Source organism: Sinanaerobacter sp. ZZT-01, assembly GCF_035621135.1.
Lineage (GTDB): Bacteria > Bacillota > Clostridia > Peptostreptococcales > Anaerovoracaceae > IOR16.
In genome coordinates, this window is sequence record NZ_CP141728.1 from 705,850 (window position 1) to 718,865 (window position 13,016).

General features: G+C 36.5%; 20 protein-coding genes. 1 reads left to right on the forward strand and 19 read right to left on the reverse strand.

Features of this window, described 5'->3' with window-relative positions; translation table 11 throughout:
* Nucleotides 1–6 precede the first annotated feature (6 nt).
* The 18 genes from U5921_RS03450 to U5921_RS03535 all read right to left on the reverse strand — a co-directional run bounded on the left by U5921_RS03450 (nucleotide 7) and on the right by U5921_RS03535 (nucleotide 11,835).
* Nucleotides 7–2,475 carry an ATP-binding protein gene (locus U5921_RS03450; protein WP_324825084.1) on the reverse strand — a complete coding sequence of 823 codons (2,469 nt, stop codon included), beginning with the start codon at nucleotides 2,473–2,475 and terminating at the stop codon, nucleotides 7–9.
* Nucleotides 2,457–2,924 carry a TcpE family conjugal transfer membrane protein gene (locus U5921_RS03455; protein WP_324825085.1) on the reverse strand — a complete coding sequence of 156 codons (468 nt, stop codon included), beginning with the start codon at nucleotides 2,922–2,924 and terminating at the stop codon, nucleotides 2,457–2,459. Before U5921_RS03455 ends, U5921_RS03450 begins: the two co-directional genes overlap by 19 nt.
* A gap of 14 nt (nucleotides 2,925–2,938) precedes the next feature.
* Nucleotides 2,939–3,259, reverse strand: coding sequence for a hypothetical protein (locus U5921_RS03460; RefSeq protein WP_324825086.1), 321 nt, complete (start codon nucleotides 3,257–3,259; stop codon nucleotides 2,939–2,941).
* 89 nt (nucleotides 3,260–3,348) lie between these two features.
* Nucleotides 3,349–4,299, reverse strand: coding sequence for a conjugal transfer protein (locus tag U5921_RS03465; protein WP_324825087.1), 951 nt, complete (start codon nucleotides 4,297–4,299; stop codon nucleotides 3,349–3,351).
* 14 nt (nucleotides 4,300–4,313) lie between these two features.
* Nucleotides 4,314–5,786, reverse strand: coding sequence for an FtsK/SpoIIIE domain-containing protein (locus U5921_RS03470; RefSeq protein ID WP_324825088.1), 1,473 nt, complete (start codon nucleotides 5,784–5,786; stop codon nucleotides 4,314–4,316).
* Complete coding sequence (locus tag U5921_RS03475; protein WP_324825089.1) at nucleotides 5,767–6,603, reverse strand: tyrosine-type recombinase/integrase; 837 nt, start codon at nucleotides 6,601–6,603, stop codon at nucleotides 5,767–5,769. Before U5921_RS03475 ends, U5921_RS03470 begins: the two co-directional genes overlap by 20 nt.
* Nucleotides 6,603–6,746: a hypothetical protein gene (locus U5921_RS03480; protein WP_206457900.1), complete on the reverse strand. Its 144-nt coding sequence runs from the start codon at nucleotides 6,744–6,746 to the stop codon at nucleotides 6,603–6,605. Before U5921_RS03480 ends, U5921_RS03475 begins: the two co-directional genes overlap by 1 nt.
* Nucleotides 6,747–6,761: 15 nt before the next feature.
* Nucleotides 6,762–7,274 (reverse strand): metal-dependent hydrolase, encoded by a 513-nt coding sequence (locus tag U5921_RS03485; protein ID WP_324825090.1) that lies wholly within the window; start codon nucleotides 7,272–7,274, stop codon nucleotides 6,762–6,764.
* 56 nt (nucleotides 7,275–7,330) lie between these two features.
* Nucleotides 7,331–7,624, reverse strand: a complete 294-nt coding sequence (locus U5921_RS03490) for a hypothetical protein (protein ID WP_324825091.1) — start codon at nucleotides 7,622–7,624, stop codon at nucleotides 7,331–7,333.
* A gap of 48 nt (nucleotides 7,625–7,672) precedes the next feature.
* Entirely contained in the window at nucleotides 7,673–8,167 is a 495-nt protein-coding gene (locus U5921_RS03495; protein WP_324825092.1) for a hypothetical protein, read from the reverse strand.
* Between the two features lie 18 nt (nucleotides 8,168–8,185).
* The gene (locus U5921_RS03500; protein WP_324825093.1) at nucleotides 8,186–8,455 is read right to left on the reverse strand and encodes a hypothetical protein; all 270 of its coding nucleotides are present in this window, start codon (nucleotides 8,453–8,455) and stop codon (nucleotides 8,186–8,188) included.
* A 22-nt stretch (nucleotides 8,456–8,477) separates the two neighbouring features.
* Nucleotides 8,478–8,693, reverse strand: coding sequence for a DUF2786 domain-containing protein (locus U5921_RS03505; RefSeq protein WP_324825094.1), 216 nt, complete (start codon nucleotides 8,691–8,693; stop codon nucleotides 8,478–8,480).
* Between the two features lie 28 nt (nucleotides 8,694–8,721).
* Nucleotides 8,722–9,162, reverse strand: coding sequence for a YopX family protein (locus U5921_RS03510; RefSeq protein WP_324825095.1), 441 nt, complete (start codon nucleotides 9,160–9,162; stop codon nucleotides 8,722–8,724).
* A 23-nt stretch (nucleotides 9,163–9,185) separates the two neighbouring features.
* Nucleotides 9,186–9,863 (reverse strand): hypothetical protein, encoded by a 678-nt coding sequence (locus tag U5921_RS03515; RefSeq protein WP_324825096.1) that lies wholly within the window; start codon nucleotides 9,861–9,863, stop codon nucleotides 9,186–9,188.
* A 24-nt stretch (nucleotides 9,864–9,887) separates the two neighbouring features.
* Nucleotides 9,888–10,313 carry a YopX family protein gene (locus tag U5921_RS03520; protein ID WP_324825097.1) on the reverse strand — a complete coding sequence of 142 codons (426 nt, stop codon included), beginning with the start codon at nucleotides 10,311–10,313 and terminating at the stop codon, nucleotides 9,888–9,890.
* A 13-nt stretch (nucleotides 10,314–10,326) separates the two neighbouring features.
* Nucleotides 10,327–10,677 carry a hypothetical protein gene (locus U5921_RS03525; protein WP_324825098.1) on the reverse strand — a complete coding sequence of 117 codons (351 nt, stop codon included), beginning with the start codon at nucleotides 10,675–10,677 and terminating at the stop codon, nucleotides 10,327–10,329.
* A gap of 39 nt (nucleotides 10,678–10,716) precedes the next feature.
* Nucleotides 10,717–11,559, reverse strand: coding sequence for a hypothetical protein (locus U5921_RS03530; protein ID WP_324825099.1), 843 nt, complete (start codon nucleotides 11,557–11,559; stop codon nucleotides 10,717–10,719).
* Between the two features lie 21 nt (nucleotides 11,560–11,580).
* Nucleotides 11,581–11,835 (reverse strand): hypothetical protein, encoded by a 255-nt coding sequence (locus U5921_RS03535; protein ID WP_324825100.1) that lies wholly within the window; start codon nucleotides 11,833–11,835, stop codon nucleotides 11,581–11,583.
* Between the two features lie 472 nt (nucleotides 11,836–12,307).
* Here U5921_RS03535 and U5921_RS03540 point away from each other — a divergent pair, with 472 nt between their 5' ends.
* Nucleotides 12,308–12,496 carry a hypothetical protein gene (locus U5921_RS03540; RefSeq protein ID WP_206457909.1) on the forward strand — a complete coding sequence of 63 codons (189 nt, stop codon included), beginning with the start codon at nucleotides 12,308–12,310 and terminating at the stop codon, nucleotides 12,494–12,496.
* Between the two features lie 68 nt (nucleotides 12,497–12,564).
* On the opposite strand, the gene U5921_RS03545 is transcribed toward U5921_RS03540, so the two are convergent.
* Nucleotides 12,565–12,990, reverse strand: a complete 426-nt coding sequence (locus tag U5921_RS03545) for a hypothetical protein (RefSeq protein ID WP_324825101.1) — start codon at nucleotides 12,988–12,990, stop codon at nucleotides 12,565–12,567.
* Between the last annotated feature and the right edge of the window lie 26 nt (nucleotides 12,991–13,016).

Below are 13,016 nucleotides of genomic sequence, written 5' to 3' on the forward strand. Positions count from 1 at the left end.
ACTCCTTCATGCTGCGTTTCCCGCATTTGGTGTTGTATTAAACGCATCAATCAGATGCTCGTAAACCGCATCAAATGTCAGGATACCGACACGTCCATCTAAATCTTGGAACAGACACTGTCCATTTCCTAAATTCATTACAGTCTTTATGTTATCATCAGTTTCCTCTAAATCTAAGAAACTCAACACTCGTTTGATCTCATTAATTTCCGTTGTTTTAAAACAGAACTTATAGGTAATGGCATTTTTAATTCCATCACCCTTCAAATCAGTTACAGAATGGCCGATAAAGATACACCCGGCATTGAGAGAACGTCCCATTCTCGCAAGCGCATTCATCAGCTTAATTCCCATCTGTGTGGACGACAATGCCCACGACTCATCAAATAAAACCAACTTAAAAATACTCTTGTCAGACATTGCAAACTTCTTTGCAAAGCTTGCAATCGGAAGCATAAGCACAGAAGATAAGATTTCTTCTTGGGTATAATCTTCCTTTGGTGTACTTGGATCCGGCATTTGTAAATTTTGTATCTGTAAGATATTGAGCCGATTTTTAAAGCTCAATCCCTTTTCCTTTCCGGTTCCAAACAAAAGTTTTGCCATCCCCGCTTCTCGAATAATGGAAATTTTTCTTGCCAATAAGCTTGCTGTTTCTTTCAGCTCATCTGTTTCTGGAAAATTCCTTAAGTATTCGGCTAATCCAGACATACACGGATTTTCATTTTCCTTTACCCATTTGATTGCTTCCAGTAAAACTGTATATTCTTTATCTTTCGGCTGTATTTTAAAGAGTTCACAGATAATGTTTTGTGCAAGCTCTCCGGCTTCCGACATATTGTCTCGATAGATCAGGAAAGGATCTAGTTTCCCAACATCTTCCTCACCCACAGAAAGCGTAATAATGCTAATGAATTCCGAAAGCTCCGGAAGATCATAAATCCAGTTCGAACGTTCTCCCTTTGGATCGAAAATTAACGCTGCTCCTCCGTAAAGAACATTTAGGTACGCTAACAGGTTCGCATTAAAGGATTTACCACCGCCTAAAGTACCGAGTAGTGCTGCTGATGCGGAACGGTTTAAAAGACAGGCTCTAGCCATATTTAAAAAGACCTGATGCATATTTACACCCGTTGTTCCAATAAAAGGCCCTTCCGTATCTCCTAGCATCCTTGTAGCAGCAAACATGGAACCGGCTACTGTCTGCGGCGGCAACGGCAATACATAATCGGATACATAACGACCAGCTCCCGGAATAAATTCCATGAAAAGCTTAAATTGGTCGGTCATAGGCCGTTCTATCATAAAATTAGCATCCTCATAACGCTGCTTGATAAAAGTAGCCTTATCTTCTAAAATATTTGCATCTTCGTTAGCAATACAAATAGCAATAGATACTTCCGTCAAAGGATCTCTTGCTTTTTTTAATTCTGACTCCAATTCATCCGTACTTTGTGATGCTTCAAACAAATCGTCCGGCACACTGTCGTTTTCTGCTACATGCTCTATCTGACTTTTAATTTCCCGCCGTTTTCCAGAAATCTTACGAATGGATTCTCGAAACTCTACGGTCTTAATGTGCATGCAAACCTCGCATGCTACCGAATAGTCTTGCAAAATCAACAGCCATTCACTCCCGGGAAAAACGAGTCCATCCGGTATATGCGCCATCGTGAGAAATGTCTGATAAGAAACCTTACCGTCACTGTTTGTTACTTTGACATATTTATATGACGGCTCAATCATTCCTTCTGTTAAGGTTAAAATATCTCGTTTTAAAGGACGAATCGCTTTTTCACCATCCTTAATCACAATTTGTTTTTTAGGTTTCCAACCGGTTCCATCTTTATTTTTTCTTAAGGATACGGATTCAGAAATACCACGGCGCAGCATTCGCTTGATTAGCCATTGCGTCGTTGCTGCATCTGTCTTTATAAGCCCAAGTCGCTTATTTTCTTCTCGATACCAAGCTTCTGCCGCTTCTTCAAATGATTTTTTTTCACTGAGTAAGATTTCTCTTCGCTCTACTCCTAGAAACTCCTCCAATGTTTTTATCGGTCTTTTAAAGAGCTGATCTACCATCTCGCCCATCGTTGGACGTTTGGATATTTTAACAACGACATATACCTCGTAATCATTACTGCTCCCATTCAATTCTGTCATTTCATCTAAATATATTTGTGTTCCAACTGCATGCTCCTTTGCAGCATCATACAGCGGATCCTTCTTAGATAAAGAATTGATAAGATTTGCATAGTGCTTTTTCGTATCCTGTGCAACCGGAATCATCAATATTTTTGCTTCTGAACCAACATTAGCAATGAATCTTGTTAATCGATTCAGCATATTAATTTTACGTTCTGTCGATAAAAAATCATAATTGAAGCATTTGACTTTGTAGCAGGCCCAGCAATCTTTGTTCTGCTCGTTAAAAATCATGTTGTCTTCATAGTATTTTATTGGGAATTGATACATCTCTGCTTCCCCTTTCTGCTTTTCTTAGATTTTCTTTCAAACACTAATTCTTCCGTCAAATTGATGATTTCAGGAGTACGAAAAACCACAGGAGAAAATTTCCCCTGTGGGTATGTTTTTGCTGCTTGAAATCGAGCAATTTTCTTTGGCAACCCTATGTAGTCCAGATAACCAATCAAGAACATATGTGGCAATTTCCCATCGAATTTTTTCTTGGTTAGGAATTTCATAAGTCCATAAGGTATTACCAAATATCTTATGAAAAACGGAATTGCATTTAAAAACGGGAGCACCTTAAGAAGTAATAGTGTAAATAGAAATCCTATCACTAAATAGATCAGTTCGTCCGGATTAATTGGAAACGGAAGCCGTATGTTGTCAATTGCATAGACCTTTCGTTCGAACTTCCAAGCTTTATTATACGTTCGCAGTAATAGCTTATCTTCCATATGACATCACCCTTTTATTTAAAAATAATATTAAACATTGCTTCTCCAATTGAGGATAACTTCTCCGGATTTTTAATCACAACCAGTATCATACTTCCGATTAATACAAAGATTCCGCAAGGTATCCATGCTTTTTTAATGAGGTACTTCACAGCCATAAATGCGACGATAGCCAATGCCACCCACCATATCTGTCCCATCGCCCATTCACCGAAATTTTGACCAACGCTAGTTGCATCGGCAAATACGGTTGCAGTTGATGCAATCACTGTTAAAACGACTAATTCTGCTGTTCTAAATGCACTTTTTTTCTTTTCATTCAATGTATGTTTCATTCTTTTCCTCCATAACAGGTTGATTCTAAAACGATCAACCGCCTAAACACTTAAAATATAGTTATATATCAGCTATTCCGCAGATAGTATCAAAGCGGCCGTGTACTGATATTCTTGATATAGTATCTTCCTTTTGCAGCTTGCAGCCTTAAAAACAATCTCTGCTGCATTGGCTGCATTTCATCCGATAACGTAATCGTAGCATCCACCAAATACTCTTTGCTCTGTGGATCCTGATATGCAGTTATGTAATCTATTTTTTTATACTGCACGGTCCCTTCAATGCCTGCAGTTACATTACTTCCACTCGATAGATAATACGATAATTCTGTTTTACTTCCTTCGTAATATGACGTAAAGAAACTATTTAAAGTATCTTTGATGCTCTGCACTTGCTTTGTTGCTACCTGCTCACCATCATAAGAGTCTACCGGATCAATGTTTGCTGCTCTTATCTGTGGGACATACGATGGAAGAGAAGTTACTGCATAACCCCCCTGTTTATTCATAGTCACCGGCACACGAAGATAAATATTTTTCTGAGTTGCACTGGCTCCTTCCTTAAGTGGCGTATAATCTACAACTAAATGAACATCAATATCCATTTGTGTATCACTCAGATAACGAATTTGTGTTGCTGTTGCTTGTTTTACAGTTGCTGCTACCTCTCCTGCAACAGGAGCTTTATATTCCAAATTCTTTGCTAAATAACTTGAAACTCTCTTCTCATAATCACTATTCATCTTTCCGGAAAAGGTATAGTATTCATAAGCAAAGCTTTCTGCAAAGGATGCAGCCCGGATTTGGTTTGTTTCCCGCAGTTCTGCCTTCTGCTGGTAATCGGTTACGATATTTTGCAGCCGACTTTCACTGCTGGGTGATAAAATTCCAATCACACCTTTCACCAATAAAAAAAGAATCACTACCCAAAGCAGGATTCTTCCTATCTTCATTAAGCGATCACTTCGTATTCTTTCAACCGCTTCTAAACTTTCTTTTATTTTTTCTGATTTTTTACTCTTATCCTTTTTTAACTTCAAGTAGATGCCTCCTTTCAAAATCCCTGAAATTCAAATTCTTCTTCGTCTTCAAAGCCATCTTCGTAATCCTCTTCCAATTCTTCTTCATAGCTGTTGTCATCATCCATTTCATATTTATGGTGACTTTGTTCTAGTAGCATTTCTCCGACTTGGTAATCTCCCGGAGTCAGGCTACTGTCACTAAAATTAAATGCCTGAAATTCGTAGGTGTCTGCTCCAACAGAATATAGGAAACGCCCTAATGTATCTCCCATCTGGCTGGCTTTTGTATTTCCTAGCACCATTTCTGAGGCGTGCTTATCTACCATTCTCCCGCTGATCCGGATCGGTAGATTGTTTTTAATCTGTCCGGCGATGACCTGTGCATCCGGCCGCTGGGTTCCAAGTATCATATTGATGCCGGCTGCTCTTGCTAATCTCGCCAGAGATGCCATTTCTTTTTCGATTTCAAGATAGATCTTCTGATCCGATTTTTGAAGTCCTGTTTTATCCAGCATTTCCGAAACTTCATCACAGAAAGCGACGATTCTGCATAGTACCCGGTTCGGATGAAGCTCATTATATTCGGCCAGGTTCTTTACGTTACATTCCCGAAACAGCTTTAAACGTAACTTCATTTCTTTTACAAGTACTTTTAAAATTTCCAAAGCTCTTTGACGTTCGGTGACAACTTCACCGAACTGCTCATATTCCCTGCCGAACTCAACACCACCTTTAAAGTCGAACATATAAATTTTTGCGCCTTTTTTCACGCATTGCCAGAGCAAGCAGCGCAAATTTACGGATTTTCCGGAACCTGTTACACCGGCAATTAATGCATGTGGGTATTTGTTCAAGTCAATGACTGCTTCATCCAAAAGACCTTGCCCTAAGCAAAGCAGCCAATCCTTCTCCTTGATGTAATCATCAGACCATGGAAGATTTTCGCTAATTGCTATCTCTGCCGGCACAGCATGCAGCCGGACGACTTGCTTGCTCTTTTTCGCATTCTCAATTTTAAGGATATTGCAATCCAGAACATTTTCCAGTTCTGTTTTACGAGTCTCCCACACTTGAAGCTCTATAGATGGAGAAAAAAAGGAATAAATCACCTTTTTCCCATCCTCCTTCTTTTCCTTTTCTTTGAATTTTGGATAAGAACCGTCTTTCCCACAAAATTTAATTTGTGCAAATTTCTGCTCAAAATCTTCTGATTTTTCATCATTTGTACCAATGATATAAAGAAAAAGAACCGGTAAAACCGGTACAAGCAAAAGTGCAATTTTTAAAATATGAAATTCCTGATTAGGAATAAAATGCAGTGCAATATTTGCCCGCAAATAAAAAATTGCTCCACTAACTAGTGTAACAATCACAAATAAAACCATCATCCCTTGTTCTTTTAATATTTTCTTTGTTCCAGCTCCTACACCTTTAAAAAAGTTAATTAGATAATTACCAACCAATTCAAGCTGCTGATCGCCTTTGTCAAGATTCGATTTCGCCACTTACCTCGCCCCTTTCTTCGTTCCATTCCTCTCCCAAATATAAATTTGTTGTCTTTGGATTACTATGCCCAAGTTGTTTTCCAACTGCCCGTCTAGCTGCTGTTTTCGTACTTCCTAAATTTCGTTCTGCACGAAAACGTTCCCTAGCATTAATACGTCGCAAATCATGTGTTTCCATTCCATATTCGCCTGCTTTTTTCATCATATAACTAGCAGAGTAAAATAGCTTTTCATCTGCCTCAAATTGGCACGTATACGCCGATAAATGTTCTCTTAGGTATGAATCTTCAATCACCTCCACTTTTCTTTGTTTACGCCCTTTTCCGTTCCTTACACTCAAAAAAATTCTACCTGTTTCATCAAAATGAATGTCTTTAGCTCGAAGTTCTGCAATTTCACTAATACGTAAGCCTGATTTTTCTTGCAAACGGAATGCAAGCTTCAGCTTTTCATTCTCAATTCGATTAAACTTTTTTATATAAGTTTTTTCTGAATAATTAAGCTTCTTAGCTGATTTATTTTTAGGTTGCATCTGCCGCAGCCTTTCCAATGGCTCACCGTAAAGTAAAATTTTCGGGCTGCCAAGTACATCTCGTTCATATTTTTTAATCGCAGTGATATATTTTGCAATTTGCTGATTTCCATCACACAACTTGCGGATTACTTTTTCTAATGCTTCAGCTGATGAATGACCTTCCTCGAAATTTTCTTCTAGCTCTCTAATTTTATGTAAGTATCCACTTCTAGTCTTTTCGGAAAGTTTCTTTCTTTTTACCTGATCTCTTAATACCTCATCATACACCTGAAGGTTAAACATTACGCTCTCCTCCTCTTTGGTTTCTGAGAACCCAAAGTTCCTCCGTCTCGATACAACATCAATTCCTCCGCAGTGAGTTTATATTCCTTTACCGGCGCAGCGGGGGTTCTTTTTTCTTTTCTCCTTTTAATCTCTTGTCTCACTTGATACCTCCCTCATTAAAAAAATATATTATATTGTCCAAGCAGCACAGCACTCAGCACCGCGCAAACGGCAGCCTCACCTAAACTCCCTGTTCGAATCGGTAGGATATGCTGCCGTTTTTTTGATATTGGCCAAAGCCACATGATTCCTTGTATATTTAAAGTATCTAATATTAAATGGGACAACATACCAGGAACAAAGCCCTGTTTAAATAGTATCGCAAGATGCAACTGTGGTGATCCTCCAAACCAGATCGGAATTCCCGCAGAAAGCAGGATCCAGATAAGTAGTATAAAAACCGGCGTATGTAAAAAGCCCCGGTGCTTAAACAAGCCCGAAGCCACTTCTGCTGCAATTGGAGCCTTATGTCCAATCCAGCTTTTTCTATGATCTATGTCTGGAAACAGTGATCCTAAAACAGCCCCTGTCACTACTGTAGTTTGCTGCACAGGATCACTGATTCCTGTTGCTGATATAACTGCAAAGCCCGCAGCCACACCACCTAATGAATGTGTTATATAATTCAATGTGCCCACTCCTTTAAGTTTTTTTATCTTGCCAAATAATATGTCACTTGTTATCTCTAAAAATTTTGTACTAAGTTATTTGGTCTTAGCTTCCAAACGTCATTCATACTAAATCCATAACCGCCTAAAAATTCTATTAATTTAATATAAATATGTCCGTTAAAAATAGTAGCTTCCAGTCTACTTTCAGAATCCGCAATATATCTATCTACAAATTCTTCTAAATCATTAATATCTACCCATATACATAATTCCCTATTTCCGTCATATTCTACAACAGTTTCATTATCCTGATGTGCCAATATCCACTTCCAAAATTCTTGTATAATTCCTTTTTGAAAACCATCCATGAGTTTTTCCCTTTCTTTTTTTAAATTTTTAGTTTTCTCTCTTCCGGCTTAATTCTCTAAGGATTCGTTATGATCTTCAATCATTTTATAAAATTCACTGGCTTTCATTTCTTTTAATCCATCCGGTAATTTAAAGTCTGTATTACAAGAATATGATCCATACCAAATCTCTTTTATATCAAACAATCTTGTAGAAAATCTGCCACCACCACATGATATCCAAGATCCTGGAGATGGTCTTTTCAAGCATTCAACTTTTTCTTGTTTTATCTTTTCACACCACCATTTATGTAATTCACTATTTTTCTTAAAGTATCTAATGCCATCAAAATCTTTCTTTAAAACTTTACCAAATTTGTCTTCATCTTTTTCGGTCGGAAGAATTGCAATTGCATCTTTATAAGGCACATATTGTTGTGCTTCAATCCCAAACACATCACACATTTCATTGAAAATCTTATTGGCTTTTTTTAAGCTTTCATCCCATTCAACACATTCCTTATGAAAACAACTTTCCTCTAATATCTTAAAAAACTTTTCCATTTGTACACTCCTCTAATTTTATTCTAAGAGACACTTTCTTTCATGTCGTTCTAGAACTTCTGCTATCCAAAGCATTTGCATTTCTTTTGCAGTCAGTTCTTTATCAATCGGAGCCTTTAATACATCTACAGGAAAGATTTTATTTCTCTGAATAAATGCTTCAAGAAAAAGCTCCATATCTTCATTGAATTTTCTTTTATAAAAATCATATTCCAATTCCAACTCTAACTTCTGAGCCGGAGTACAGTACACACCTAATTTCTGCCTTGTATGACGTGTCTTATACATCTTAGAATCTCTTCCAAGTACCTTAATCATTACTTACCTGAATAAGTAGTTGTCTTTCAGTTTTACCGTTATATGCAAATAAGTAGTAATTTTCTTTTTCTTCTTCTAAATCTACTGTAGAAATTCCATGTTTTTTCATAAGAATTTCTACCATTTTCTCAGCATTTTCCCTTTCACCGTCAAGACCACGCTCAGCAAGTACCTGAAGCTTCTTGATTTTCTCTAAAATATCACTCATCTCAACAGCAACTCCTTAAATTATATTTTTAAATGTCCGCTTCCATATGTACTGCCAGTTCAGGATTACTGTAAATATCACCAATTTTCTTAGCATACGTTTCAGTGTCTCCAATCGGCATTTCAGGGTACCCTTCTGCTATTGCATAAAACCCAACTCCATCCATAACGCTTTTATCAGCAGGACAATAAGCACTATATTTTCCATATCTTATTTCTATTATTTGTCCACCTGCAAGACTTTCTAATATATCACCTTCATACAACAGTTCTCCGTTAACATCATGTTTTCCTGTGCATTTTCTCGAAAATTCTGTATAAGACACTTCGAGTAAAGTTAATCCTATCTCTTCATTTTCAGCACCATTAACTATTAAGTTTCTAGTAAAAGCTATAAGATTATCTTTAATCTTATTCAAACTTAAACCACTTTCTTCTACGTCAATATCTATCTTTGCCGTTATAATCATCCTTATTTACCTCCACTAAATTTTTAGTTTTCTTGAGGAAGTTCCATTCCTGCTATTTTCATTTTATTAATTACAACATCCTCAAAATAAACTCGTTTTCCCTCTATTTTTCTCATTGCTCTTTCATATCTTTTTACATTTTTTCTAAGTTCAACATATTGTTTTTCCGCTTTTTTTCGTTCTTCATTTGCACGTATCACTTCTTTTTTTAAAGCATTAGCTTTATCCATATCAGATGAATCCTTATATTTAAGCATTTTATAAAACATACTGCGTATAATACTTTCTTTAAGTATATTGTTAGTTTCTTGGTCTATTTCTTGTCGTTTTGGATTAAAGACTGTTACCATCTGCCATGCACCGTGATATCTTAATTCATATGCCCTAATAAGCCCTACGTGGTTAGGCTTATATTTTTCCCAATCACCAATCTTATTTAATAAAGCATCTGATACTACAAGATAATTATAATGTCCATACCATGATTTTTTAGCACTTGATTTCAAGTCTTGTATGGTGACTTTAATTTCATAACAACGTATAATGCCTTTGCTATCCATTGTCATAAAATCCACTATTTCATCACCATAACCATTATTTACAAAACCTATGGTAATTTCTTCACAACCATAAATTCTTTTATCCCTGCACATTTCATTTAGTGCTTTTTCTATTTCCAACGTCTCTTTACGTTTTGCCATTTCACTTCCCCTGTAAATTCTAACTTACCAGTTCACTAATTCTGGATTATCAATGATATTTCCAATTACTTTGGCATACTCCTCCAGCCGTCCAATGGGCATATCCGGCAAGTTTTTTCCGGAAGCGTAAAAGCCTACACTGTCCATAAAGCATTTGTCTATTGGACAATAAGCTTGATATACCCCATACCTTATAACTAAGTTATTAGTAAGGACTTGTCCTCCTATATGACTTTCAATAATATCTCCTTCAAATACTTCTTGGCCAGATATATCACATTTGCATGTATATCGCCCTACTGTTTCAGGTGCAACCATTATTTCGCCTATGTAAACTGATGAATTTATGTAATTATCTGCTGATAAATACCCATACACCCACGTGCCGTCTAAATGCTTGTTTACATCCATTGCGTGAATATGCTTACCTCTAAATTCATTTTCTCTCATATTTAATTCCTCATCATATTTCGCTGCCGTACCACATATTTACCATAACCTTACCGTTTATATCTATAAACTTTTCTATTCTGCAAACATTTGGAGTAAAATGAATGTCAAAGTTCTCTACAGGAATAATATTGTTTTTATACCAATCGCCTAAAGTTCCTAAGAAAACTTCTGATGCACTTTCAGCTTGTTCAAGAGTATTGATAATAGGTCTCTCCCTTTCTTTTAAATGCTGCACCTCAGCTCTTAAAAATTCTATTTCTTGCTCTTTAAATAGAATACTTTCGTCTTGCTGTTTTATATAAAAAAACATAGCTAAAAAAACTACTATGCCTGATAAGATGATAATAATTTCTACTAACATTCTCCTTTGCCTCCTTTCATCCATTCAATCCGCATTTAACTACGTTCCATAATTTCTAAAATCTGTGCCCCTAGTCATATGAGCATTTATAGCAGCCGGTCTGCTCCATGATCGCTGAAAGGCGTTCCACTCTTTGCTATACTCTGTTTTCTCATCAGTGAAATCTCTAAACAATTGCATGAACGGCATTGCTCCTGCTTCCCATATCTGACGGCAGCGTGCTTCGTCTGCATCCATATTCTTACCGTAAGATAGCGCATAACAATAAATCTTGTTACGGTTAAACCCCGCTTTTGCTAATTTTCTACATGCTTTTTTAAATTTAGGTAATGAATTATCTGTATCACAAGCAAGCCATAATTCTTGTATTCGCAGGCTCGTTATTCCGTTTATAAAGTGATCGTCAAGTAAATCCGCTTGAAGTCCTCCCTTAAAACATATCTGTTTTTGACTTCTTAGCATCTCAAATACTTTATCTTTGTGTACTTTTGAAGCTTGAAGAAAATTGTTATCCTGAATAATACTTCCTTGACATATCGGCAGCTCCCTTATCCTACCTTCTAGGCTTGGCACTATGCACCATGGGCAGTTATTGTTGCAGCCTCTTGTTGTAAATATGATATTGCTTTTCAAATAAAGACCTTGTGTAAATCCTTCCACAGGGCCACCGAAAGCCGGACCGCCTAACTTCACAGGCTTGTTCGTTCTTCCTTCCCATTGAAAAGCCAGTTCTGCGGCATATTGCTTGTCCCATGAAAAAGCACATGAGATATGTATTTCATCATGTTCAGGAATGATGAAAGGCGGCATTCCAATGAATACATAATCATCATCAGGTGTGTAGCTTGTACGCTCCGGAAATACTCTTATAATTCTTTTCATAATTCACCTACAAATTCTAATTTATCTGCTAAACTCTATAACTGAAACATCATCCTGAAGAGGTGTTCCCGCTGCACTTATAATAGGTCTGCTCACAACTGTTAATCCATCAACTGCGTAGCAGCCTCTATAACCTTCCAGCCATACTGACAACGTTCCGCATACTTCCTGCGGCTCTGTTATTACACTAAACGTCTTATCTCTATTTTTTTCAGGCACATAGTATTTATCATTCATTTTTACCTTGTCATATTTTTTTATTGTTTCTTCGTTCATATTTTTCACCTCTAAAATTTTGATTTGTAAATACAAAACCTCAAAGGCATTAACTTTGAGGTTCTTGTTAAAATATTTGGAATTATTTTTCTTTTTATATTGACATTTACGTTACGTAAATGTATAATAATATTATAGAAAGGGGGTAAAAATGAGTAAGAAAAAATCAAAGAAAAAAGAGCCTTTACCAACAATATTGCTTCTGACAGCAACCATCAACCTGATTATCGCAATAATCACTTTGATAAGAGATTTTAGGTAAAAGCTCTATAGAGGGGAAATCCACTCCCCTCTAATCCCACTATATAAAATCTTACTCATTAAGTCAATATGCTGATTATGTTACTCATACTAATTACTACCATGAACACAGCCAACTTATTTTTCGACTTTGGTAAATATTATACCATAGCGATAATCGCATTATCCATTGCTGCAACTCTCCTTGCATGGAAAGAATGGAGGTCAAGTCGTGGAAACAAAGCCAATTAAGTTATCTCCAAAGAAAGGTGGAAATGGTTATGTTTCTAGTTATTCCGTTAATCTTGGCATCAAGGAAGTTGTAGCATGTAATTTTCTTGATGAAACAGGTACTCCACTTGAAATTGAAAAAGTCATTGATACAGAAAAGAACCAAATTATCATTAGATTAAGAACTTAGAATTTATCTCAATTTTCACATCGCGTCCAATGGGCGCGATGTCTTTATATTTTTTATTTGCTCCTAATTTAATCTATTGACTTTAAAAATCTTCTATTTGACCAACTATGAATCTCTGATAAATCGAAAGGCTCTCCACATCTAGGGCAACAAGGAACCATGCTAAATTTATTTTTTCTGTAATATCGTTCTAATTCTTTTATTACTACAAGATGCGGTTTATAATTAGCAATTTCCTGCCTTTGTTTTAACAAATTCTCTGTCTGCTGCACTAAACGTTCATAATGCGTTGCTAAATAATGTAATGCGTCGAGTGGATCTACTATGGCACCGCAATCATCACACCATACAATTTTATTTACATAGTCAATTGTATAGTGAGGCTCTTTGCATTGACATAGCTTTTTTCTTCCATGATCCACCTTAACAATATCAATTCTTATTACCTTTTCAGGCAGCTTCCCACCTTTCTTCTCATGATTACTTTCTTTCATGCTTTTTCCCTCTTCACTCTTATTTT

Excerpts from the sequence above, each read along its gene's own strand:
- U5921_RS03450 (WP_324825084.1), bottom strand. The coding sequence starts at position 2,475 with ATGTATCAATTCCCAATAAAATACTATGAAGACAACATGATTTTTAAC.
- U5921_RS03455 (WP_324825085.1), bottom strand. The coding sequence starts at position 2,924 with ATGGAAGATAAGCTATTACTGCGAACGTATAATAAAGCTTGGAAGTTC.
- U5921_RS03460 (WP_324825086.1), bottom strand. The coding sequence starts at position 3,259 with ATGAAACATACATTGAATGAAAAGAAAAAAAGTGCATTTAGAACAGCA.
- U5921_RS03475 (WP_324825089.1), bottom strand. The coding sequence starts at position 6,603 with ATGTTTAACCTTCAGGTGTATGATGAGGTATTAAGAGATCAGGTAAAA.
- U5921_RS03490 (WP_324825091.1), bottom strand. The coding sequence starts at position 7,624 with ATGGATGGTTTTCAAAAAGGAATTATACAAGAATTTTGGAAGTGGATA.
- U5921_RS03495 (WP_324825092.1), bottom strand. The coding sequence starts at position 8,167 with ATGGAAAAGTTTTTTAAGATATTAGAGGAAAGTTGTTTTCATAAGGAA.
- U5921_RS03500 (WP_324825093.1), bottom strand. The coding sequence starts at position 8,455 with ATGTATAAGACACGTCATACAAGGCAGAAATTAGGTGTGTACTGTACT.
- U5921_RS03505 (WP_324825094.1), bottom strand. The coding sequence starts at position 8,693 with ATGAGTGATATTTTAGAGAAAATCAAGAAGCTTCAGGTACTTGCTGAG.
- U5921_RS03510 (WP_324825095.1), bottom strand. The coding sequence starts at position 9,162 with ATGATTATAACGGCAAAGATAGATATTGACGTAGAAGAAAGTGGTTTA.
- U5921_RS03515 (WP_324825096.1), bottom strand. The coding sequence starts at position 9,863 with ATGGCAAAACGTAAAGAGACGTTGGAAATAGAAAAAGCACTAAATGAA.
- U5921_RS03520 (WP_324825097.1), bottom strand. The coding sequence starts at position 10,313 with ATGAGAGAAAATGAATTTAGAGGTAAGCATATTCACGCAATGGATGTA.
- U5921_RS03525 (WP_324825098.1), bottom strand. The coding sequence starts at position 10,677 with ATGTTAGTAGAAATTATTATCATCTTATCAGGCATAGTAGTTTTTTTA.
- U5921_RS03530 (WP_324825099.1), bottom strand. The coding sequence starts at position 11,559 with ATGAAAAGAATTATAAGAGTATTTCCGGAGCGTACAAGCTACACACCT.
- U5921_RS03535 (WP_324825100.1), bottom strand. The coding sequence starts at position 11,835 with ATGAACGAAGAAACAATAAAAAAATATGACAAGGTAAAAATGAATGAT.
- U5921_RS03545 (WP_324825101.1), bottom strand. The coding sequence starts at position 12,990 with ATGAAAGAAAGTAATCATGAGAAGAAAGGTGGGAAGCTGCCTGAAAAG.